Source organism: Streptomyces sp. NPDC092369 (genome assembly GCF_044755245.1).
In the GTDB taxonomy this organism is placed as follows: Bacteria; Actinomycetota; Actinomycetes; order Streptomycetales; family Streptomycetaceae; genus Streptomyces.
In genome coordinates, this window is record NZ_JBIVQP010000003.1 from 114,261 (window position 1) to 138,315 (window position 24,055).

The window sequence follows — 24,055 nt, forward strand, 5'->3', positions numbered from 1 at the left end:
TTGATGGCGGAGCAGTTCGTCGGGTCCGGTTGGTCGTTCCCGCTGCGGATCGGGCCGACCGGCGGGATCGCGCTGGTCAGCGGCGAGCGGGAGGTCGAGGAGGCGATCCGCCTGGTCCTGTCGACCGCGCCGGGTGAGCGGCCGATGCGGCCCGACTTCGGCTGCGCGATCCACGACCTGGTGTTCGCGCCGGTCAACGAGCAGACCGCGGGCCGCATCCAGCACGAGGTGCACATCAGCCTGGACCGCTGGGAGCCGCGGATCGAGGTCGAGGACGTCGAGGTCACGGCCGGCGGCGACCAGAGCGTGCTCTACATCGACGTCCGGTACTCGATCCGCGGCACCAACAACCCGCGCAGCCTGGTCTTCCCGTTCTACGTCATTCCGTCCCACGAGGAGCCCGACGCCGGCCCCGGCGCGGGCACCTCCCTTGAAAGCGACCTCTGATGGCCCTGCCCTCACCCAACCTCGACGACCGCCGCTTCCAGCAGTTCGTCGACGACGCCAAGCGCTACATCCAGCAGCGCGCCCCGGAGTGGACCGACCACAACGTCTCCGACCCGGGCGTCACCCTCGTCGAGACGGTCGCCCACATGGCCGACCAGATCGTCTACCGGCTCAACCGGGTGCCGGAGAAGAACCATCTGGCGTTCCTGGACCTGGTGGGGATCACGCTGTTCCCGCCGTCGGCCGCGCGCACGGACGTGACGTTCTGGCTGTCGGCGCCGCAGGAGGAGGCGATCCCGGTGCCGGTGGGCACCGAGGTGGCGACCATGCGCACCGAGAGCGAGGAGGCGGTCGTCTTCGCCACCGAGCGCCAACTGACGGTCGTGCCGTGCGAGTTGAGCCACTTGCTGGTGCAGCACCGCGGCGAGCCGGCGGTGGACCGGACACCCGACCTGGCCGTCGAGGACCGGGACCTGCTGTGCTTCTCCGAGTCCCCGGACCCAGGTGACTGCATGCTGCTCGGCCTGACCAACGCGGTGCCGCACTGCGCGGTCGCGCTGGACCTGGACAGCCGGGTGGACGGCGTCGGCGTGGACCCGCGGCAGCCGCCGCTGGTGTGGGAGGCGTGGACCGCGGACGGCTGGCAGCTGTGCGAGGTCGACCGGGACGGCACGGGTGGTCTCAACCGGCCGGGGGAAGTGGTGCTGCACATCCCCAGTGGGCACGTCCTGTCCCGCAACGCCGGCCAGGAGGCCGGCTGGCTGCGCTGCCGGGTCACCGAACCCGGCCCCGGCCAGCCCTTCTACACCACCTCCCCCACCATCCGCGCCGCCGAGGCCTTCACCATCGGTGGCACCACCGCGGCCGTACACGCCGAAGCGGTGTACGACGAGGCGCTCGGCGAGTCCACCGGGCTGCCGGGGCAGCGGCTGCGGCTGGCGCACGCGCCCGTGGTCGGCGACGATCCGCCGGTGCTGCTGCAGACCGCCGAGCACGACGGCTGGACGGACTGGCGGGTCGTACCGCACTTCGCGGACTCCGGTCCTGACGACCGGCACATCGTCGTCGACGCGACGAGCGGCGAGATCGCGTTCGGTCCCGCCGTGCGCGAACCCGACGGTTCCCTGCGGCAGTACGGCACGGTCGCCCCCAAGGGCTCGCCGATCCGGGCCCGCCGCTACCGCACCGGCGGCGGTCGTTCGGGCAACGTGGCGCGGGGTGCCGTACAGATCCTGCGCACCTCCATCCCGTACGTCTCCGAGGTCGTCAACCGCGAGGCCGCGCGCGGCGGGGTGGACGGCGAGACGGTCCAGGAGGCCAAGGTCCGGGCGCCGATCACGCTGCGCGCGCAGGAACGGGCGGTGACGCTCAGGGACTACGAGGAGCTGGCGCGCCGCGCTGCTCCCGAGACCGCGCGCATCACCTGCCTGGAGGGCGCGGAGGGCGAGCACGGGGCGTACGCGGTACGGGTGTTGGTGGTGCCGCAGGCGGTGGCGGACCCCGGCGGCCGACTGCGCTTCGAGCAACTGGTGCCCGGTGACGCCCTGTTGGACCGCATCACCCGGCACCTCGACGAACGGCGCCTGATCGGGACGAGGTTGGCGGTCGGGCCGCCGTACTACCAGGGCGTGACCGTGGTCGCCACCGTGCACGCCTTCCGGGGCGTCGACACCGACAAGGTGCGGCGCGAGGCCCACGACGCGCTGTACCGGCACCTCGACCCGCTCACCGGTGGGGCGAACGGCACCGGTTGGCCGTTCGGGCGGCCCGTGCAGTCCGGCGAGGTGTTCGCGGTGCTGCAGCGCGTACCCGGGGTGGAACTGGTCGACGAGGTGACCCTGCACCCGGCCGACCCGCTGACGGGCAAGCGCGGCGAGGCGACGGACCGGATCGATCTGTCGGCGCCCTCGCTGGTGTTCTCGTTCGACCATCGCGTCCGGGTGATCGGGGACGGCAACTGATGAGAGGTTCCATCGACGGCCTGGAGTCGTCCGCGCCGATCGGCATGATGCTGCCGGCCGTGTTCGCCGACGACGACCTCGCGCAGCGCTTCGTCGGCGGCCTGGACGAGGTGGTGGCCCCGATCCACAACACGCTGGACTGCCTCGACACGTACTTCCGCCCGTCCCTCGCACCGCTCGACTTCACCCAGTGGCTGGGGAGTTGGGTGGGCGCCGAGACCGACGGCACCGAACCGGAGGCCCTGCTGCGCACGGCCGTCGCCGCCGCCGCGTACCTGCACCGGGTACGCGGCACCGTGCGCGGTCTCACCGAAGCGGTACGTCTGGCGTTCGGCGTCGCGCCGGAGATCACGGAGAGCGGCGCGGCGGCCTGGAGCGCACGCCCCCTCGGCCCGGTCCCCGGCGAGGCACGCCCCCGCCTCCACGTCCACCTCCGCCTGCCCTCCCCGACTTCGGCGGACCACCACCGCCTGGACGCCCTCGTGGCGGCCGCTCGCCCCGCTCACATGCCGTACACGGTCCAAGTGACCGCAGGCGACCCCGCCGAAAGGACTCAGCAGAGATGACGACCACCCAGAACTGCGCCGAATGCGGCACCCGCGCGGAACCGGGCCAGTCGTTCTGCGACGCCTGCGGGGCGGTGCTGAGCTGGACGGATCGCGGGAGTGCCTCCGGCGGGAGTGCGGGAGCCTCCGGCGAGAGTGCGCGTGCCTCCGGGCGGAACGCCGGCGCCTCCGGCGGGGGCACGGACGACTCCGGTCGTGACGGGGAGGCAGTCGACAGGAACACCGGTGCCTCCGCCGGCAGTTCGGGAACGACCGGCCGGAACGGGAACGGCTCCGTTCAGGGCGGGGACGCCTCGGGCCGCGGGTCGGACGAGGCCGCCTTCGCCGCGTCCTCCACCGGGGCCGCGTCCTCTGCCGGGGCGGGCGGTTCCTCGTCCGGTGGGCCCGGTGGATCGGGCGGGCCCGGAGGGTCCGGTGACCCCGGGTGGGACGCCTTCGCTCGGTCGGACGGGAGTGCCGGGCTGGTCCGCAGCGCCCGGGAGGAGCTGTTGGCCTCCGGTACGCCGGCCGCCGCGGCCGATGCCGATGGCGCGCCGGTGGCCGCGAACGCCTCCGCGGGCCCGTCCCCCTCGGCCGCGCACCCCGCCAGCCCGTCCCCTTCCCCCTCGCACCCCGCCACTCCGTCACCCACCCCCTCTCACGCCGCCCCCCAGTCCCCCTCCGACCCGTACCCCAATGTCCCGCCCACGGATGACGACACCCTCCCCAACGAACCGGTGTCCGCCGCGGCGGGGACGGTTCCGACTCCGACTGTCTTTCCGGCGGCCCCGCCCCCCGAGGACCCCGCGTACCACGACGACATGGCCCACCGCGCCCGGCAGTTGCTCGTGCCGGTCAACGACCCGCAGCCCCGCCCCGCGGCCGAGCCCGCCGTCGCGCCGGTGCTGCCCGGACGGCCCGCGCCGCAGCGGCCGCAGACCGTGCGGGCGCCCGGTGAGGAGCTCGGGGCGCACGGGGGGACGCCGTGTCCCTGGTGTGCCACGCGCAACCGGCCCGAGCGACACTACTGCGCCCGGTGCGCGATGCCGATGGCCGGCGAGGGGCCGCTGCCGGGTCGACTGCCCTGGTGGCGGCGGCTGTTGGGCTTCCGGAACCGCCAGACCCCGTGGGCCGGCGACCGGCCGAGACTGCGCCGCGCCTTCGACCGCGTGCTGACCTGGCTCACGGCCGCGGTCGTGCTGGCGCTGCTGATCTGGCTGGCGTTCAGCATTCCCAAGGGCATCCAGGCCACCCGCGACCACTTCGCCAAGCGCGCGCAGGTGGCCCCCGACAGCGTCAGCGCCTCCCGGTCCTACCCGGGCCACAAGCCGGCGCTGGCCTTCGACAAGCTCAACGACACCTGGTGGGGACCGGGGGTGTCGGCGTCGGGCCGAGGCGAGTGGATCGAGGCGAAGTTCGAGGAACCGACCCGGCTGCTCGACCTGCTCATCACGCCCGGCGTCTCCGCCCGCGCCGACCAGCTCTCCCAGTCGGCCCTGCCGCACCGCATCGAGGCCACCATCACGCTGGCCAACGGCAGGACGACCAAGCGTGAACTCACCCTCGACCAGGGCGCGGGCGCCCAGCGCCGGGCCTTCCGGGTCGGCGAGGTCACCAAGGTCCGCTTCACCATCGAGTCGGCGTACCTGATCTCCTCGACCAAGCAGGTGGCCATCGCCGAAATCGAGTTCTTCGGCCCGTCGAACGCGAACTCCGGCTGATACCGGCGATCGGCACAAGTAGCCGGACTACGAGGGAGATTCGTGGCGGTGGCGTGTGGATAGGTTCATACGCCACCGCGGGGCCCGTGGAACCCTTGCGGCGATCACTGCCGTGACGTAACAAGTTGGATCATGAACCTGTTCAACCGTGCTGCGTCCCTGCGCCGCCCGGCACCCCCCACGGACCTCCAACCCCCCACCGAACCCCCTGCCTTCGCCCCCGCCGCCCGCTTGGACCCCGGTCTGGCCGGCCTGACCGGCGACTGGCTGATCGACCCCGCGCACAGCCGTATCGGCTTCTCCGTGCGCCACGCCCTGGTGACGACCGTGCGCGGAGCCTTCACCGAGTACGACAGCCGGCTCCACTTCGACGGTCGCGACCCCTCCCGCTCACGCGCCGAGATCGTCCTGTCCACCGCGTCCGTCGACACCGGCGTCGAACAGCGCGACGCCCATCTCGTCGGCCGTGACTTCCTGGACGCCAGGAACTATCCGCGCATGCGCTTCGTCAGTACGGCCGTTCGGCTCGCGGGTGACGACGTCTACCGCATGACCGGCGACCTCACCATCAAGAACCGCACCCGTCCCGTGGACCTGGAACTCACCTACATAGGACACGTCACCGACCCTTTCGGATACGACCGGGTGGGATTCGACGGCACGACCACCATCAACCGCTCCGAATGGGGGCTCGCCTACAACGCCCGGCTCGCGGAGGGCGGCGCGATGGTGAGCGAGAAGGTCCGGCTCCAGTTCGACATCGCCGCCATCCGGACCGTACCCAACGACTGAACCGCTCGACTCCGGGGCGTCGACTCCTGGGCGCCACCCCCTGGGCGTCAACTCTTGGGCGCGGTCAGGTCGTAGACGACCGTCGAGCCCACTGTCCGCGCGGTGAAGGACGCCGTCACCCAGGCCGAGATCTGCGCACCGGTGCTGTCCTCGCCGTCGCGGGCGAAGCCGCCCTCCTCGCCGCCCTGGGCCACGAAGTAGTGGATCTTCCCGTCGGCGACGTACTGCTGGAACCGGGCGAGCGTCGGTGCCGGGTCCCCGCCGCTGAAGCCGCCGATGGGCATGACCGGTCGTCCGGTGGCGAGTTGGAGCCAGGTCTGGTTGTCCGAGGCGACGGTCGCGGCGACCCAGGTGTAGTCCTGGGCGTTCTCGACCAGCGTGGCGCGCAGTTGAGGCGTGACGGCGTCGATGCCGCCCAGCCGGCCGGCACCGCCCTTTCCCGTGCCGCCCGCGCGTCCCGTGCCTCCCCCGGTGGGGCCGCCGTGGCCCTGCGCGTCGGCGGCCGAGGCGGGGCCCGCGAGCGGGGTCTGCCCGGTATGGGCCGTGGTGACCGTGGCCCAGGTGTAGGACGCGGGTCCGGCGAGTACGGCGGCCAGTGCGAGACCGGTCGCCCCGAGGGCCAGGCGGCGCGGGAGGAGCCGCACGAGCGCCAACCCGACCGCGGCCAGGAGCCCAACCACGAGGACCGGCCAGCGCAGTTGGGCGGTCCAGCCGTCCACGCGGCCGAGCAGCACGAACGCCCACACCGCCGTCACCGCGACCGTCACCGCCAGGACCACCGCCGCGACGGCGCGGCCCCGCAGCCGCCACAGCAGGACCGTACCCATGGCGACCAGCGCGGCGACGTACGGCGCGAGCGCGACGGTGTAGTACTCGTGGAAGATCCCGGACATGAAGCTGAAGGTCACCGCGGTGCACAGCAGCGCTCCGCCCCAGGCCAGAAATCCCGCGCGGTGCGGGTCGGTTCGGGCGGCGCGGCGGGTGACCACCAGCGCGGCGACCAGAAGGATCAGCGCGGCGGGCAGCAGCCAGGAGATCTGACCGCCGAGCGCACTGTCGAACATGCGCGTGATGCCGCCCTCGCCGCCACGACCGCCGGCACCGCCTCCGCCGCCCGGCACACTGCCCCCTCCAAGCGCGCCGCTCGACACCGAACCGCCCCCGCCCGCGCCCCCCTTGGCCTCGTCTCCGGTGATGCGCCCGAGCCCGTTGTAGCCGAGGGTCAGGTCCAGGAAGCTGTTGTTCGTGGAACCGCCCACGTACGGGCGGGAGTCGGCCGGCCAGAGCTCGACCAGGGCCACCCACCAGCCGGCGCTGACCACGATCGCGGCCCCTGCCAGCAGGACATGACCGATCCGCCTGGTGACGGGCTGTGCCGCGCACACCAGGTAGACCGCCGTCAGCGCCGGCAGGATCAGCCACGCCTGGAGCGTCTTGACCAGGAAGGCGAGACCGAAGCAGACCCCGGTCAGCACCATCCAGCGGGCCACCCGGTGTCCTTCCAGGGCGCGTTGGAAGCAGTACAGCGCGCACACCATGAGCAGGGCCAGCAGCGCGTCGGGGTTGTTGAAGCGGAACATCAGCGCCGCGACGGGCGTCAGCGCGAGCAGTGCGCCGGCCAGCAGCCCGGCTGCCGGTCCGTACAGTCGCCGTACCGCCGCGTACAGCACACCGACCGTGGCGACGCCCGTGAGCGCCTCGGGGGCGAGGATCTGCCAGGACCCGACTCCGAAGAGCCGTACGGAGAGGTCCATCGGCCACAACGCGACCGGCGGCTTGTCGACGGTGATCGAGTTCCCGGCGTCCGACGCCCCGAAGAACGCGGCCTTCCAGCTCTCGCCACCCGCCTGCACGGCCGCCGAGTAGAACTCGTTGCCGTAGCCGGACGCGCCCAGGTCCCAGAGAAAGGCGATCGCCGCGACGACCAACAGGGCCCAGAACGCGGGCCGTTCCCATGGCGGACTCGCGGTGCGGTCGGTGGCGGTGGCGGCTCGGGGTGGCAAGGGGCCCTCAAGGACTGAGGGGTTGAGCGTGGTCATGTCTCTCCTCGTGGGGGCCGGGTGAGGCACTGTGGGGGCCGTCGGGACGTCGAAGTCCGTCCTCGGTGCGGCCGTCACCCTGCACGGCCGACTTCTCAGCCCGCTCTCAGCGCCGGGCCGAGGCGAGGTGCGCGAGCGGGTCTCCCGGAGGCCGCGCGCTGCCGCTGACCAGTAAGGACAGCGGGCCCCCGCGGGGTCGGCGGCCCGGCGCGCCGCTCCCCACCCGCACTCCGGGCCCGTACATCTCAGGCGAATCTCAGATTCGGGCGGTGTGATGTCACGGTGACTTCACGCCCTACGGACCCCGCCGCCCCGGCGCATCCCCTGGTCCGCCCCGACGGCTCGCGTGTCCGGGTGCTCGTGGTCGACGACGAGCCGGATCTCACCGAGGTGCTGTGCGGCGCGCTGGCCTACGAGGGCTACCACGCGCGCCCCGCCGCGGATCGGGCGTCGGCGGTGCGGGCCACGGCCGAGTTCCGGCCGGACGCGGTGATCCTCGACGTGATGCTGCCCGACGCCGACGGGCTCACCGTGCTGCGCGAGATCCGCGCCGAACTCCCCACCGTGTGCGTGCTGTTCCTCACCGCGCGGGACGCCGTCGAGGACCGGGTCGCCGGGATCCGGGCGGGCGGCGACGACTACGTCACCAAGCCGTTCAGCCTGGACGAGGTCACCGCCCGGCTGCACGGCCTGCTGCGCCGGGCGGGCATGACCCGCAGGAGCGCGGGCGAGACCGCGCTGACCGTCGGCGACCTGGTCCTCGACGAGGACGCCCACGAGGTCACCCGGGCCGGCGAGGTCATCGCCCTGTCCCCCACCGAGTACGCGCTGCTCAGACTACTGATGAACCACCCGCGCCAGGTGCTCAGCAAAACGCTGATCCTGGAGCGGATCTGGTCCTACGACTACGGCCACCACGCGCACGTGGTCGAGCTGTACATCTCGTATCTGCGCAAGAAGGTGGACGCCGGCCGACCGCCCATGATCCACACCGTGCGCGGTGTCGGCTACGTCCTCAAGCCCCCCACCTCATGACCGGCCCCCGCCTCATCACTGCGGCTGCCTCATGAACGCGGCGCCGCGTGCCCGGCTGGACCGGCTGCGCCCCCGCACCCTGCGCGCGAAGCTCACCTGGGGTCTCGTCGTCCTGCTCGCACTGAGCTGCGCGACCGTCGGGGTGGCGAGCGTCGTCGCCCTGCGCAGCTACCTCACCGACCAACTCGATCACCAACTGGCCGACTCCGGCTGCCTGTTCCCCTCCTCGCTGCGGCAGTCCGCGGACACCCAGCAACAGAGGGGCGGGGACATCGACTACGGCGACCTCGCGGCCCGTTGGCGTGCCGACACCCGGGGGCAGAGCATCGGTACCTTCGGGGCGCGTCTCGACGACGGACAGGTCACCGATGCCGCCGTGGTCCGGGCCAACCGGGGCACCGCCGTGACCCTCGACGCGGCCGACGCGGCGACGCTCAACGCCATCCCCACCGACGGAAAGGCCCACAGCGTCGCGTTCTCGTCCCTGGGCGCCTACCGCGTGTACGCCTGCACGGGAAAGGACGACGACGTCCTGGTCAGCGGCCTGCCCTTGGCGCCGCTCCAGGAGACGGTCCGGCGCCTCGCACTGGTCTGTTCCCTGGTCTTCGGCGGGGCACTGGTGATCACCGGGGTCGCCGGTGCCCTGTGGGTACGCCACTCGCTGCACCCGCTGCGGCGGGTGACGGACACCGCGGCGGCCGTCGCCGCGCTGAAGCTGGACAGCGGCGAGGTGACCCTGCCGGGCCCGACTGCGGCGGGCGATCCGCGCAGCGAGGCCGGTCAGGTGGCCGCCGCGCTCGACCGCATGCTCGGCCACGTCCAGGAGGCGCTGGCCAAACGCCACACCAGCGAGGAGCGGCTACGGAGCTTCGCCGCCGACGCCAGCCATGAACTGCGTACCCCTGTCGCCTCGATCCGTGGCCACGCCGAACTCGCCCTGCGCCACCCCGGACCGGTCCCGGCCAAGGTCGAGCGGGCCCTGGACCGGGTGGCCGCCGAGGCGGCCCGGATGAGTGCCATGGTCGACGACCTGCTGCTGCTCGCCCGCCTCGACGCGGGCCGGCCCCTGCAGCGCGACCGGGTCGACGTGACCCGCCTGGTCATCGACTGCGCGGACGACGCCCGAGCGGCGAGCCCCGACCACGACTGGGTGCTCGATCTGCCCGAGACGCCCGTCACCGTCACCGGCGACGCCCACCGCCTTGCGCAGGTGCTGACCAACCTCCTGGCCAACGCCCGGCTGCACACCCCGGCGGGCACGCTGGTGACCGTGCGGGTGGCGCGGAGCGGGCCGGAGCGGAGGGGGCCGGGGCCGAGCGAGCCGGGGTCGAGGGCGCCAGGGCCGAGCGGGCCGGGGTGGTGTCGGGTGTCCGTCGCGGACGACGGCCCCGGGATTCCGTCCGAGCTCCGGCCGACGCTCTTCGAACGCTTCACCCGGGCCGACCGCCGGCATCCCGGCACGGGGACGCGCGGGGCGGGTGCCGGGCTCGGTCTGTCCATCGCGGCGGCCGTCGTGGTGGCCCACGGAGGCACGCTGACCTTCGAGAGCGTCCCGGGTTCGACGGTGTTCACGGTGCTGCTGCCTGAGATTCCTCTTTAAAAGAGGCCGCGGGGCCCGTATCCGGCCTGGTCTGAGAGGGAACTGAGAGGTCCGCTGAGGAAGGTGAGGGCAGCCCACCGCTTCCGCGTCCGAGGAGCCTCATGAGCAGCGTTCACAGCAGTGCAGTGAGCGGCGTCGAAGGCCATGCCGTCTTTGCGACCGATCTGCCTGCTCGGTACGTCCACGTCGAGCACGTCATGGGCACCGCGGTCTCCCTCGACCTGCGCGACTGCGACCCGAAGGAGGCCGCCGCGGGCGCCGCCAGTGCGGTGCGCTGGCTGCACGAGGTCGACGCCCTCTTCAGCACGTACAAGCCGGACAGTGCCGTCTGCCGCATCGACCGCGGGGAGTTGCCGCCGGAGAACGCGGGCGCCGAGGTGACGTGGGTGCTCGACAGGTGCGCGGAACTCCGCCGTGCCACGGACGGGTACTTCGACGCCTGGGCCACGGGCGTCCTGGACCCGTCCGCCCTGGTGAAGGGCTGGTCGGTGCAGCGGGCGGCGGAGGCGTTGACGGCCAGGGGCCTGACCGACTTCTGTCTGACGGCCGGCGGCGATGTCGTGAGCCGGGGATGTCGGGGAGTCCGCGGAGTCCGGGGCGGCCGGGGCGGCGAGGGCGACCAGGAATTCCGCCAGGACGGTCTGCCCTGGCGGATCGGCGTCCAACACCCCAAGGACCGCGGCGCGTTGGCCGCGGTGGTGCAGGCAGGCGACCTCGCGGTGGCGACCTCGGGAACGTACGAGCGCGGCGCGCACATCATCGACCCCCACACGGGCTCCGCCCCGACCGGGCTGCTGTCGGTCACGGTCTGCGGTCCCGACCTGGGCACCGCGGACGCGTACGCGACGGCGGCCTTCGCCATGGGCCGCCGGGCCGCCGACTGGACGCTGACCCTCGACGGCTACGAGGCGATGACGATCACGGACGACGAACGCGTCCATCTCACCCCGGGCTTCCCCCTGGCCGATCCCGTGGAGGAGTCACGATGACCGCGCCCCACCTCTCCCAGCAGCCCCCGCCGAAGCCGCCCGTGCGGCCGCGCAACTGGCCCCCGCCGTCCGTCCCGCCGTCGGCACGGCGTGTCGTACGGGCGCCCCGGAGGTTCCCCGCCCGGCGCTGCCCGTTCGTCGTCGACGCCCTGGCCGCCGCCGCGGGTCTCGGCCTGGGCATCTCCCTTGCCCTGGGCATCAGTTCGCAGACCGCCAGCGCGTTGCAGGCCCCGGGTGGCATCGCCACCGCGCTCGGCCGTGTCACGGGGATGCTCAGCGGCTACGCCATGGTCGTCGTCGTCCTGCTCTCGGCCCGCATCCCGCCCCTCGAACGCGCCCTGGGCCAGGACCGGTTGATCCTCTGGCACCGCCGACTCGCCCCCTGGGGCCTGCACTTGCTCCTGGCCCACGCGGTCCTGATCACCGTCGGCTACGCACGCGCCGCGAAGACGGGCCTCCTCGCGGAGATCGGCCAACTCCTGTGGAGCTACGCCGGAATCCTGTCGGCCACCGTCGGCAGCGCCCTGTTGCTGGCCGCCGGGGTCACCTCCTACCGACGGGCGCGACACCGGATGAGGTACGAGACCTGGTGGGCCGTCCACCTCTACACCTACCTGGGTCTGGGTCTCTCCTTCACCCACCAGATCGACACGGGCGCCCCGTTCGTGGGGCACCCCCTGGCCACGGCATGGTGGACCTCGCTGTGGGTGAGCGCCCTGATCGTCGTACTCCTCTTCCGGGTCGGTCTCCCGCTGTACCGGTCCGTCCGCCACGACCTGCGCGTGGCCCAGATCGCGCCGGTGGGCCCCCGCACCTGGTCGATCGTCCTCAGCGGACGGCGTCTGGAGAAACTGCCCACGGCCGGCGGCCAGTTCATGATGTGGCGGTTCCTGCGCCGGGAGTTGTGGTGGCAGGCCCACCCCTACTCCCTCTCGGCCACGCCCCAGGCGGGTCATCTCCGCATCACGGTCAAGGAGTTGGGCGACCACAGCACTGCCCTGTCCTGCCTGACCCCAGGCACCAGGGTGGCGTTCGAGGGCCCGTACGGCGTCTTCACCGCCGACGCGCGGCGGTCCCGTAACGTCCTGCTCGTCGGCGCCGGCGTGGGCACGACCCCGATCCGCGCCCTCCTCGACGATCTGCCCCGGGACACCCACGTGGTCGTCCTGCTGCGCGGCAGGCGCTCCGAGGACATCGCCCACCTCGACGAGTTCGAGCGCCTTCTCGCCAAACGCCGGGGTCTGCTCCACACCCTCACCGGCCCACGAGACACGCTCCGCCTGGACGCGCCGTCCCTGCACACCCTGGTCCCCGACATCGCCGGCCGGGACGTCTTCGTCTGCGGCCCCGACGAGTTCACGCGGCGGATCGTCACCGCCGCGCGGGACGCCGGGGTGCCGGCCGCCCACATCCACCACGAGGACTTCGCGTTCTGAAACCCTTGGAGAATCCCATGCGACGTGCCCCGATCGTCCTGGTCACGACCGTCATCGGCACCACCGGGGTGCTGATGTTCAAGCCCCACGAGATCACCCCGACCATCGCGTCGTCCTCCTCCTCGTCCTCGTCTTCGTCTTCGTCGTCGTCGAGCCAGGACGCGACGGTCTCCAAGAGCGGCTCCACCACGACCGCGACCGGCGCCGCGATCAGCACCCAGTTCGGCAATACCCAGGTCCAGGTGACCATCAAGGCGGGCAGGATCACCGACGTGAAGACGCTCCAACTCCCCGCCAACGAACCGCAGTCCGTGCAGATCAGCAACGGAGCCGCACCGGCCCTGCGGGAGAGCGCGCTGGCCAAGCAGAGCGCCGCGATCGACACGGTCAGCGGCGCGACCTACACCAGCCAGAGCTACGCCGCGTCCCTCCAGTCGGCCCTGGACAAGGCGGGCTTCAAGGCGGCGGACGGCTCGACGGCCCCGACCACGGCACCGACGGAATCGGAGGAACGCGGACACGGGGGCGGCTTCGGGGATCACGGGGCTTTCGGCTAGGCCCCCAAGAATCGGCAAAGGATGCCTGGCCCATGCCAGAAGCACTTCCCTTTTGATCTTTCTTGGCGCTGTTTGCCACCTTTAAGCGTCAAGTAACTTCACAAGGCCATCACAGATGTGACGCCTCGTCACAGAACGCAACGGGGGAAGTGCATTGCTTCGTAAGCCTGTGCTCCGAAAGTCCTTGGGCCGAAGACGCTTGACAGCCGGCACCGTCTCGCTGGCCCTGGCCCTCGCGATGCTCGACGGCACGTACGCCGCCGCGGCACCCGCACCGGCAGGCGCCGGGACCGCCAAGGCCCCGCAGAAGGCGGCGGCCACGCAGGCCGCGGACATCCCGTCCGCACGCGTGGCGGCACGTCTGTCCGGCAAGCGGGTGGAGGCCCTGTCCGAGCGCACGGAGACCTCCACGACCTGGGTGAACAAGGACGGTTCGCTCACCACCGAACTCACCGCGGGACCCGTCCGGTTCAAGGACGACACCACCGGAAAGTGGCGCACCGTCGACCTGGACCTGGCGCGGGCCGCCGACGGGACGGTCGAGCCCAAGGCGCATCCGGACGGGCTCCGGCTGGCGAGCGGCACCGGAACCCCGGCCACCTCGTGGCAGGCGGCCCGCAAGGCCAAGGCCACGAACCTGGTGACGCTGGGCGGCGGCGACCGGCGGATCACCCTCCAGTGGAAGGGCGGCCTGCCGAAGCCGAAGCTGAAGGGGACGCGCGCGGAGTACGTCGACGCCGTTCCCGGCGCGGACGTGGTCGTGGAGGCCACACGGACGGGCTTCGAGCAGTTCGTCCGGGTCAACGAGCGCCCCGACACCGGGGGTTACTCCTACACCCTCCCGTTGCGGGCCAAGGGCCTCAAGGCGAGGCAACTGCCCAACGGCAGCGTCCTGTTCACGGACGGCAGCAACAGAAAACGGGCTGTCATGCCCGCGCCAACGATGTGGGACGCCTCCGTCGACAGTCGGTCCGGAGAGCACACCCACCGGGCGAAGGTCGGCCTGAAGGTCGTGCAGAAGGGTTCCTCCGTCGACCTGGTCGTCACCCCTGACGCGAAGTTCCTCGCCGACCCGCACACCACCTACCCGGTCACCGTCGACCCGTCCACGTCCGCGTTGTCCAACGTCTTCGACACCTACGTCCAGCAGGGCGAGACCGTCGACTGGTCGACCGACACCGAGCTCGACCTGGGCAACCCGGGCACCACGAACTCCAACGGCACCCCGCGCCTCGCGCGCTCCTTCATCTCCTGGAACACCACCCCGATCCAGGACGCCCTGGTCGCCGACGCCAAGCTGAGCCTGTGGAACTTCCACTCGGGCAACACCGACTGCAAGGCCTACCCGTGGGAGGTCGGGTCGGCCGGCGCGGCCTCCACCTCCTCCCGCTGGACCGCGCAGCCCTCGTGGATCGCGACGAAGGCCACCTCGACCGAGACCACCGGCAGCCCCGAGTGCGCCGCCCAGCCGGACGGCTGGATCAACGCGGACGTGACCACGCTGGTGCAGGAGTGGGCCTCGGCCAAGAACACCAGCAGCCACATGGGCCTGCGTGCCGCTGACGAGTCGGTGCTCGCCCAGTGGAAGCGGGTCAACTCCGCGAACGCCGCCACCAATCCGCCCAAGCTGACCGTCACCTACAACTACCGCCCCAAGACCGGCACCGACCGGCAGGCGGGGCCGCCCTTCTTCAAGGGCACCGACGGCGCCTGGTACGTCGGCACCACCACGCCGACGCTGCGTGACACCTTCGTCGACGTCAACAACGACACCGTCGACGGCACCTTCGAGATCGACGACGCGGCCACCGGCGCGCAGGTCGGCTCCTACCTCGTGTCGCCGTACGTGCCCAGCGGGCAGCCCGCGTCGGTGACCGTGCCGGCCGGGGTGCTGCAGAACGGCAAGACGTACAAGTTCCGCACCAACCCCTACGACGGCACGCACTACAACAACGCGTGGTCGGCGTACGAGACCTTCACGGTCGACACCTCCGCCCCCTCGGCGCCGGCCTCGGTGACCTCCACCGACTACCCGTCCGCCCAGTGGGTCAAGGGCGTGGGCCAGCCAGGCGTGTTCACCGTCACTCCGCCCTCCGGCGACCAGAACGGCATCGAGTGGTCGCTCGACGGCGTCAGCTGGACCACCGTGCCCACCGGCGGCACCACGACCCCGGTGAAGCTCACCCTCACGCCCGACACCGCGGGGACCAACATCCTCTCGGTGCGCACCACCGACAAGGCGGAGAACAAGTCCGACCCGGTCGTGTACACCTTCCACGTCGGTCCGGGCGGAGTCACCAGCCCGCGCAGCGGAACCCGTACCGCGGCCCGGGTGCCGCTGACCGCCGAGGCGGACAGTGGCAAGTACTCCGGCGTCTCCTTCGACTGGCGGCGCGGCGACGCCGACGCGTGGACCCCGGTGCCCGCCGCGGACGTGACCGTGGGCGGTCAGCCCCTGTCCTCCTGGCCGGCCCCGCTCACCTCGGGCAAGAGCGCCCAGCTCACCTGGAACGCGACCTCGACGGTCAATCCCGACGGGGACGTCCAGTTGCGGGCCGACTTCACCGGCTCCGGGGCCGCGGCCTCGTCCGACCCGATCAGTGTCGTGGTGGACCGTGCCGCGGACGGCGCCGCCACCTCGGACGTGGGACCCGGCAAGCTCAACCTGCTCACCGGTGACTACGGCCTGTCGGCCACCGACGCCTCCTTCTTCGGCCTGACGGTGGACCGCGCGGCCTCCTCCCGGTCGCCCCAGGCGGGCGCCGACGACGGCCAGGCGCCCATCTTCGGCAAGGAGTGGGTGTACGGCGCGGCCTCCGACCAGGTGGACACACCGTTCTCGTACCTGAGCAAGACCTCGGCCACCTCGCTGAGCGCGGTCACGGCCGGCGACGGCTCCGAGATCCGCTTCACGGCGACCGCGGACGGCACGGGCTGGACGCCCGAGCCCGGCTCGGAGGACTACACGCTCACCGGTGCCTTCTCCGGCGGGTTCACCATCGAGAGCAGCGACGGCCAGGCCACCACCTTCGTGCGTACGACGTCGACCAGCACCACCTGGCAGGCGAGCACCTCGTACACCGACGGTGTCGCGGACTCGACCACCACGACCGTTTCCGAGCCGGTCACCGTCGGCGGGACGCAGACCGCCCGGCCCAAGTACCTGATCGCGAACACCTCCGCCGTCCCGGCCGCGACCTGCCGGACCACCCCGTCGACCAAGGGCTGCCGCGTCCTGGAGTTCGTCTACGCGACGGCCACCACCGCGACGTCCTCGGCGGCCGGTGACGTGAAGGACCAGGTCTCGGGCATCCGGCTGTGGGCCACCGCGCCCGGGGCCACGGCCGCGACCGCCACCAACGTGTCGGCCTTCCGCTACGACGGCTCCGGACGCCTCGTCGAGGCCTGGGACCCGCGGATCTCGCCGGCGCTCAAGACCACGTACGGCTACGACTCCGCGGGACGGGTCACCACCCAGACGCCCCCCGGGCAGTTGCCGTGGAGCTTCTCCTACGGTCAGGCGGGCTCCAACGCCTCGGCGGGACCGGGCATGCTGCTGAAGGTGTCCCGGCCCACGCTCACCCCGGGCAGCGCCACCCAGACCAACGGCACCGGCGAGACGAACATCGTCTACGGCGTCCCGCTCAGCGGCGGCTCCGCGCCGGAGAACCTCGGCGCGACCGCCACCGCGTCCTGGGGGCAGAGCGACCTGCCCACGGACGGCACCGCCGTCTTCCCGGCCGACCAGGTGCCCTCGGGCCACGAGGGACCCGCCCTCGCCTCGACCGGCTACCAGCGGGCGACCATCCACTACCTGGACGCGTCCGGCCGCGAGGTCGACCTGGCCGTGCCCGGTCACCGCATCTCGGTCACCGAGTACGACGGGTTCGGGAACACGGTCCGCTCGCTGACGGCGGCCGACCGTGAACTGGCGCTCGGCGGCACCGCCGCACAGCGCGCCCAGCTCACCGGGCTGGGCATCAACGCCCTGGCCTCGGCGGAACGCGCCCAACTGCTGTCCACCGTCTCGGTCTACAGCGCCGACGGCGTCCGCGAGACCGACACCTACGGCCCGCTCCACCAGATCACGCTGGCCGCGAAGCTGGTCAACGGCACCACCACGCTCGCCGTCGCGGGAAGCGCCCTCGCGGCGCGGACGCACACCGTCCAGGAGTACGACACAGGCCGTCCCACCGACGGGACGGCGACCGTCGAGGACCAGGTCACCAAGGTCACCGAGGGCGCGCAGCCACGGTCCTGGCCGACCCTGCTGGCCGATCCCCGGGTCACCACCAACACCATCGACTGGACCAAGGGCCAGCCCACCGGCACCACTCAGGACCCGGGCGGTCTGGGCCTCGCCGCCACGACCTCGTACGACACCCAGAGCCGCGTCTCGGCCACGGCCCTGCCCGCATCGAGCGGGAGTGACGCCGGCACCACCAGGACCACCTACTACACCGGTGATGGCACCGGCACGTGCGGGAACCGGCCCGAATGGGCCGACCTCGTCTGCCAGACCGCACCCGCGGCCGCGATCAGCGGCGGTGGGAGCAACCCGACCGGCCGTGCCACCAAGACCTTCGAGTACGGCCTCTACGGCCAGGCCACGAAGGTGACCGAGACGGCCAACGGCGTCACCCGCACCACCACGTCCGGTTTCGACGCCGCGGGCCGGTCGACCACGCTCACCACCACCGGCGGACTGGGCGCCGCGGTACCGGCGGGCACCACGACGTACGACTCCGCCACCGGCCTTCCGCTGAAGGACACGTCGACGGACGGCGGCACCATCGCCAAGACGTACGACGCGCTCGGCCGGGACATCACCTACGCGGACGCCGACGGCGCCACCACCACGACGTCGTACGACGCCCTGGACCGGCCGCTCACGGTGACCGACAGCGTCCCGTCCACGACCAGCTACACCTACGACACGACGATCGACCCGCGGGGCCTGGTCACCTCCGTCACCGACTCCGTGGCCGGGACGTTCGCGGCGCGCTACGACGCCGACGGCGCCGTCACCAGCCAGACGCTGCCCGGCGGTTACACCATGACCCAGACCGCCGACCCGACGGGAACGATGACCAGCCGGGTCTACACCCGCACGTCGGACGGCACCGTCCTGGTCTCCGACAGCATCACCCTGACCGTGCACGGCCAGCGGGCCACACACACCGGCACGCCCGGCGTCACCGCGTCCCAGGCCTACGCCTACGACGCGGCGGGCCGCCTCACCCAGGTCCAGGACACCAGCACCGACGCCTACTGCACCACCCGCACCTACACCTACGACAAGAACAGCAACCGCAAGTCCCTGGCGACCGCCACCGGGACGGTCGGCAACGACTGCACCACGTCCGGCGCCACCACGACGAACTACACCTACGACACCGCCGACCGGCTGGTGAACTCCGGCTACGTCTACGACGCCTTCGGCCGCACCACCGCCCGGCCCGGCACCACGCTGGCCTACTTCGCCAACGACATGGTCCAGCAGCAGACCGCCGGCACTCGCCGGCAGACCTGGACGCTGGACTCCACCCTGCGCCTGCGGGCCTGGACCACCGAGAGCAACGCCTCGGGCACCTGGACCCAGACCGGGTCCAAGGTCAACCACTACGGCTCGGACGAGGACAGTCCCCGGTGGATCACCGAGGACACGGCCGGCACCGTCACCCGCACCATCGACGGCGCCGACGGCAACCTCGCCGCCACCACCACCAAGACCGGCGGAGTGGTCCTGCAACTGGCCAACCTGCACGGGGACATCACCCTGCGGCTGCCCGCCGACGCCTCGGTCGCGCCGACCGTCCTGGACGCCGACGAGTACGGCAACCCCAGGGCGGGCCAACCGTCCGCACGCTACGCGTGGCTGGGCGGCAAACAGCGCTCCGACGAGACCGTCACCGGTCTCACCCTCATGGGAGCGCGGCTCTACGACCCCACCACCGGCCGCTTCCTGTCCACCGACCCGGTCCACGGCGGCAGCGCCAACGCCTACGAGTACGGCAACGGCGACCCCGTCAACAACTACGACCTCGACGGACGGTGCGGCAAGGAGTGTCACGAGGCCAAGGCCTGCTGGAGCCTGGGCTACTCGAACTGCATCTTCGTGATGTACCTGTCCGGCATCCTGTCCTGGAACATCAAGGGCAACCACGGCCGGCGCAACGCCATCCGGCACTTCATCTGGCAGGCCAGCCTGACGTACTTCTTCGGCTGGAACGCCGCCGAGCGGATCGGCAACGCCCACGAGTGGGGGGAGAGGTGCCCCCGGCGCGGACGCTGCGACACCAAGGTGGACCAGCACAACAACCGCGTGGCCCGGATCTTCGAGAGCAGCAGCTGGAACCGCAGAACGACCCGGTACTGGCTGAACCGAGGACTGCTGTTCCAGTATCTCTACCAGGTGGGCAGCTACCTGTTCCGGTACGGCTACCTCTGGGGCTAGCCGCAGGCACCACGCAGTGATCTGAACGATCGACGAAGCCGGGCGCGGTCATCCCCTACGGGACCGCGCCCGGCCCTCAGTTGCCGCACTTCTAGGAGCACCGTCTTGTCCCCCACCTCATCGTCGACCGCCCGCGTCGGGCTGGCGGCCGCCCTCCTTCTGCCGGCCGCCTTCCTCGGCGGGTGTTCCGCCCTCGGTGGCGACGACGGCTGCCACGGCACGGCCGCCGAACTCAAGCGGCTGGCCGCTCAGCCGCTGCTCGGCGCGGCGCCCACGGGCGCCGCGGCGCCCGCCAACTACCGCGGTGTGGGCGTGACCACCGGATGCGACGACGACAGCGGCGGAAAGCCCTGGCTGCACGCGGACCGTGTCTACGCCTTCCCGGGCAGCCCCGACGACGTCCTCGCCCACTACACGAAGACCGCCGCCGCCGAAGGCTGGCATCCCGAGGCGGACCCGGACCCCGCGGCCCCGCCCGCCACGGTGGAGGGCAGCTGCTGGACCAAGACCGAGAAGAGCCGACACCTGCTGCTCAGCGTCGACTTCCGCACCGAAGGCTTCTCCCCGACCCCCAAGGTCGGCACGGGCCTGGCCTACGCGATAACGGTCGGCACCGAGGGCGACGGCGGCACCCCCACCTGCTGGCACTAGAACTGATCGCGGGTCCGGTCCAACGCCTCGCCCCGGAACCGGCCCGTTACTTCCTGGACCGCGCCTTCGACATCGTTGTCGAAAGCGCGGCCTGTCCGTGGCGCGAACCTACGGGATGCAGCGAACCCCGAGAGGGCGCCGGACGCCGAGGAGCATGGTCGGCCTACGGCGTGTAGCGGGCGTCACTGCCGTACAACTCCCTTGTGAACGCGGAGACATCGGCGCTGCGATTGGCGCCGTCGAGGTTGTAGGTCAGATAGACGCCGTACCCCTCGCTGACCGTGCGTCGGGCGAGGCTGGCGGCCGTGCTCTGCGAGGTGCCGCCGATCTGGACGGCCGCCGGCGACAGCTTCGACTTGGGCAGTGCGATGCCGGGGACCTGCCAGGTGCCGTAGTACGGGTTCCAGGCGTAGTCGAACTTGGACGTGATGTCGACGCCGCCGTAGGACAGGCGCGACGCGGACGGTCCGATGTTGTAGAGGCTGATGATCTTGCCCGGCATGTTGGCGCGCAGTGCCGACACCAGGTACACGAACGAGCTCGCGTTGGGCTGGCCGGTGCCGTTGTTGCCGTACTCGGCGTACTCGTCGTCGAAGTCGATGCCGTCGAGGCCGTACTTGGCCACGGTGTCCGACAGCTGCTTGGCGAACGTCGAAGCCGTCTGCTGGGACGGGAAGTTGGCGAAGCCCGAGCCCTGGTGGTTGCCGAGCACCGAGAGGACGACCTTGATGCCCTTCTGCTGCAACGGCCGTATCTGCGTGGCGGCGTTGTCGAGGACGCGCTGCACGTTCGGGTTGAAGTACAGGGTCCCCGCCTTCGTGCCCGCGTCGTAGTTGATGTTCGCCGCGAAGATCACGGCGACGTCGAAGACGTTGGCGCCGCCGTTGGAGAGGGCGTACTTGCCGACGTTCAGCATGCTGTTGTTGTTCACCTCGACGTACGCCACCGAGGTCGGTCCTTGTTTGGCGAGAGCGGCAGCGGGTGCCGCTGCCGCGCCGGTCGTGGCGGTCGCGCCGAAGGCGAGGGCCATGACGGCCGAGAGCGCGAGCGCGGCGGTCCGTACTCTGCTCCGCACCGGAGTGAACATCGTTGATCGGTCTCCCATCGCATGGAGCGGCGCCCGACCTGTCCACGGGCGCCGAGAAAGCTCCCCGAAACTTTCAGTGCCCATGACAGAATCGCCAGAACCCTGCGGGTGTGACCAGGAGCGGTAGTTGGCACTAGGCCAAGTTCGCGACCTGCACTGATGCCAAGTAGCTTCAGTAGCTGGAGGCACGGAATCAGAGAGACAGTTGGCACCTTGGTACACCGCAGGTCACGAGGCGTGTCACCGCGGCTGGACATCGAAGACCTGACAGTCCCAGCCACGATGGTCCCGACCTGCGAGCATGCCATCCGGTCGATTGCGGCCTTGCCAGTGCCCGTTTCCGGATTGGTGCGCTGAGGCGGAGGTCTGCCAGTGCAGTTGCGGTTCGGCTGTCGGCCGTGTTGTAGAGGTGTGCGACACACATTGCCTGGTCCTCGGCCTGCACGTGGTCGGGGCGTGCAAGCGCCTAAGACAGCAGCGCAGCCTCAAGGTCGGCAGCGACCTCGGTGACCTCAGCCAGGGATCTCCCTCTCTTCGAGCGAGGTGCAGTGATCGTCCGTGGGCGAAGCTCACCGGGAGGAGACGACGTCGGCCACGAGCGAGTTGAACGCGGGGAAGAGAGCAACTGGCCCAACTCGCGCTGCTGTCCGTGACCTGAAGGAAGGACCCCGCACCCACCACCCCGAACTGGTGCTGTTCGCTTCCTGGGACGACCCGCAGGACTGCATCACATTTCTGCTCGGCACTATAGGGAGTTCCTTGGGACTTTGGCGAGGAGGCTCGCAGCGTAGTCGGCGAGGACTGCCTGCGTGGCTCGGCTGTTCGGTGAGTTGTTCCGCAGCTTGGCCAGCAGGGTCTTCATCTGGAGATAGCGCTTCCGGCGCGTTCCGTCAGCGTTCCGTGGCAGGGGATCGGCGTCAGGAGCTAATCGCCACTCGCTGCCGGTGAGATGCGTCCAGATGATTGCGGAGCAGGCCCGCCGGCTTTTTTCCGACCACGTTGTTGGCCGACCGGGCAGTTCTTGGGCAAGGGTTTCCCAGGTTTCTTGGGACATGCGCCAGGAGAGGAATCGTCGACGCCGCTCTCGGTAGTCGATGCGATCTTCCGCCCCGCCGATGTGTGCGATGACGGCTTCGAAGGCGTCGGTGACGTTGAAATCCTTGCTGAGAACGTGCGCAGTTAGGGGCGCGACTTGGGGCCGGTGACCCGTGAACCATGTTTCGGGGATCTGCAGGAAGGTGGCGGCATCTGCCATCGGTGTGCCGGTCGCAATCTGGACCAATTGGACGGCTGCCGCCCGTCGGAAGCTGAGGCTTCGTGGGAGTGGGTTCTCGATGGATGCTTCGACGAGAACGGTGAACCAGTCTTCGGGCAAGTGCTGCGGGATGTGCTCTGGCTGGTAGTTGGACCGGCGAGGAAGAACGGGGCGGGCTCCACGAATGCCGGCTCGCCGATCGCGTTCACTCAGAGCAGCCAGAGCGGGTTCCACAGGCGAGGGTTCCGGGGACGGTTGAGTGAACGCGTATTTGAATTCGGCTCGGAGGACCGGTGAAAAGGATCCGAACTGGAGGTTCCAGGTGCTGCCCCAAGCCGGCTCTAGAGTGGATGGGGCATGTTCGGCGAGGGCCTGGAGTTCCATCCGCAGCTCCGCTACGGGCAGTTTCAGCAGATGTAAGGCGATTCTGAGCACTGCGGCAGTTGCAGGACCGGGCGCTGGAACAGTGTCCCAGCGGCATAACCGGTCGCCGGCTTCGAATGTTGTCTGGGGCGGGCGTTGGACCGCCTCGCTGAGCGCGTCGGTCAACGGCGTCGGAAGGCCACTGCCTCTCAGGCTGTGAGGCCATGCCGCGCAGACGATCGCTGCCATCACCCGCAGATGCGCCAGGGAACGCAGGCTTGGATCCGATCCCGTTCTACCGTCCAGCAGCCCCAGCAACTCCTGTTGGAGCTTTTCCAGAGCGGGCGTGAGTGCGAGGTCTGGCGGGCGTAACGAGTCGAGCCGATGTCCGCAGAGGGGGCTACGCGGATCTTTGCTGATTTTGTTGCGGCATTGAGCGGGGTGGAGTCCGGCGACCGTGGGACTGGTGATGAATGCCGAATCGAGGCGAACCGGGCTGACATCGGGTCGCTCGCAGCCTGGGCAGTAGTGCTGGAGGAAGACCTGGTGGTCCAGGCACGCAAACACGATGGGCAGATGCCACTGGAGCTTCCATGGGCCACCGTGCCTGCGCTGGACCTCCGAGCCGTCTCCGGCCAGGCAGAGTGGGCAGTACCGAGAACGGGAGACCAACAGCCAACTCGACAGCCTCCCTCGCCCGAGCAACTGAGCGGGATTGACCAGGTCATCGGTCACGGACGCGGAAGCAGTGAAGCAGGAATGCAAGGTGAGCCTGTCGACTGTCTCAATGCCGAGGCGGGTCGCGGCGGCGAATCTGCACTGTTGGTCGGGTTCAAGTGCAAACAGAAGTCGCTTCCGCGCGCGAGAGGACTGCAATCGACCCTTCAGCCCGAGACCAGTGCGCCAGAGGATGCGGCCAGGGGACTGGCCTAGGCGATGAGACAGACGCAGAACGTAGCCGTCGATGCCCTCTTGGGGGAGCGCGATGAGGCTGCGGGCAAGGGGCCGGGCAGAATCCACCGGTCAGCCCACCGCGACGGCGATCCGCGGACCGTGATCCTCAAAGGAGATGTTGCAGGCTCGTGACCTGCCGAACGGCGACTTCAGGGCAGCGGGTTGA

At 70.9% G+C, this 24,055-nt stretch carries 15 protein-coding genes; 12 read left to right on the forward strand and 3 right to left on the reverse strand.

What is annotated here, in order from left to right; all coding sequences use genetic code 11:
• Positions 1 to 3 precede the first annotated feature (3 nt).
• The 5 genes from ACIQI8_RS17445 (at position 4) to ACIQI8_RS17465 (ending at position 5,466) form a co-directional block, all read left to right on the forward strand.
• Positions 4 to 447: a GPW/gp25 family protein gene (locus ACIQI8_RS17445; RefSeq protein ID WP_402350771.1), complete on the forward strand. Its 444-nt coding sequence runs from the start codon at positions 4 to 6 to the stop codon at positions 445 to 447.
• Complete coding sequence (locus ACIQI8_RS17450; RefSeq protein WP_123997419.1) at positions 447 to 2,408, forward strand: putative baseplate assembly protein; 1,962 nt, start codon at positions 447 to 449, stop codon at positions 2,406 to 2,408. Before ACIQI8_RS17445 ends, ACIQI8_RS17450 begins: the two co-directional genes overlap by 1 nt.
• Positions 2,408 to 2,974, forward strand: coding sequence for a phage tail protein (locus tag ACIQI8_RS17455; protein WP_402350774.1), 567 nt, complete (start codon positions 2,408 to 2,410; stop codon positions 2,972 to 2,974). The genes ACIQI8_RS17450 and ACIQI8_RS17455 overlap by 1 nt, the downstream gene beginning before the upstream one ends.
• Positions 2,971 to 4,674 carry an NADase-type glycan-binding domain-containing protein gene (locus ACIQI8_RS17460; RefSeq protein WP_402350777.1) on the forward strand — a complete coding sequence of 568 codons (1,704 nt, stop codon included), beginning with the start codon at positions 2,971 to 2,973 and terminating at the stop codon, positions 4,672 to 4,674. The genes ACIQI8_RS17455 and ACIQI8_RS17460 overlap by 4 nt, the downstream gene beginning before the upstream one ends.
• A gap of 132 nt (positions 4,675 to 4,806) precedes the next feature.
• Positions 4,807 to 5,466, forward strand: a complete 660-nt coding sequence (locus ACIQI8_RS17465; protein ID WP_402350780.1) for a YceI family protein — start codon at positions 4,807 to 4,809, stop codon at positions 5,464 to 5,466.
• 47 nt (positions 5,467 to 5,513) lie between these two features.
• Here ACIQI8_RS17465 and ACIQI8_RS17470 read toward each other — a convergent pair whose 3' ends face one another.
• Entirely contained in the window at positions 5,514 to 7,505 is a 1,992-nt protein-coding gene (locus ACIQI8_RS17470) for a glycosyltransferase family 39 protein (protein ID WP_402350783.1), read from the reverse strand.
• A gap of 282 nt (positions 7,506 to 7,787) precedes the next feature.
• On the opposite strand from ACIQI8_RS17470, the gene ACIQI8_RS17475 reads away from it, so the two are divergent.
• The 7 genes from ACIQI8_RS17475 (at position 7,788) to ACIQI8_RS17505 (ending at position 20,230) form a co-directional block, all read left to right on the forward strand.
• Positions 7,788 to 8,540, forward strand: a complete 753-nt coding sequence (locus tag ACIQI8_RS17475) for a response regulator transcription factor (RefSeq protein ID WP_402350786.1) — start codon at positions 7,788 to 7,790, stop codon at positions 8,538 to 8,540.
• 31 nt (positions 8,541 to 8,571) lie between these two features.
• On the forward strand, positions 8,572 to 10,140 hold the full coding sequence (locus ACIQI8_RS17480; RefSeq protein WP_402350788.1) for a sensor histidine kinase: 1,569 nt from the start codon (positions 8,572 to 8,574) through the stop codon (positions 10,138 to 10,140).
• A 101-nt stretch (positions 10,141 to 10,241) separates the two neighbouring features.
• On the forward strand, positions 10,242 to 11,129 hold the full coding sequence (locus ACIQI8_RS17485) for an FAD:protein FMN transferase (RefSeq protein ID WP_402350791.1): 888 nt from the start codon (positions 10,242 to 10,244) through the stop codon (positions 11,127 to 11,129).
• Positions 11,126 to 12,565: a ferric reductase-like transmembrane domain-containing protein gene (locus tag ACIQI8_RS17490; protein WP_402350794.1), complete on the forward strand. Its 1,440-nt coding sequence runs from the start codon at positions 11,126 to 11,128 to the stop codon at positions 12,563 to 12,565. The genes ACIQI8_RS17485 and ACIQI8_RS17490 overlap by 4 nt, the downstream gene beginning before the upstream one ends.
• Before the next feature lie 17 nt (positions 12,566 to 12,582).
• Positions 12,583 to 13,122, forward strand: a complete 540-nt coding sequence (locus tag ACIQI8_RS17495; RefSeq protein ID WP_402350797.1) for an FMN-binding protein — start codon at positions 12,583 to 12,585, stop codon at positions 13,120 to 13,122.
• Between the two features lie 238 nt (positions 13,123 to 13,360).
• A complete protein-coding gene (locus ACIQI8_RS17500; protein WP_402353963.1) occupies positions 13,361 to 19,579 on the forward strand; it encodes a DNRLRE domain-containing protein in 6,219 nt (2,072 codons plus the stop codon).
• A 105-nt stretch (positions 19,580 to 19,684) separates the two neighbouring features.
• Positions 19,685 to 20,230, forward strand: coding sequence for a hypothetical protein (locus ACIQI8_RS17505; RefSeq protein ID WP_402350800.1), 546 nt, complete (start codon positions 19,685 to 19,687; stop codon positions 20,228 to 20,230).
• A 163-nt stretch (positions 20,231 to 20,393) separates the two neighbouring features.
• Here the strand turns inward: ACIQI8_RS17505 and ACIQI8_RS17510 are convergent, their stop codons facing one another.
• Positions 20,394 to 21,317: an endo-beta-N-acetylglucosaminidase H gene (locus ACIQI8_RS17510; RefSeq protein WP_402350802.1), complete on the reverse strand. Its 924-nt coding sequence runs from the start codon at positions 21,315 to 21,317 to the stop codon at positions 20,394 to 20,396.
• A 745-nt stretch (positions 21,318 to 22,062) separates the two neighbouring features.
• Positions 22,063 to 23,955 (reverse strand): TniQ family protein, encoded by a 1,893-nt coding sequence (locus ACIQI8_RS17515; protein ID WP_402350805.1) that lies wholly within the window; start codon positions 23,953 to 23,955, stop codon positions 22,063 to 22,065.
• Between the last annotated feature and the right edge of the window lie 100 nt (positions 23,956 to 24,055).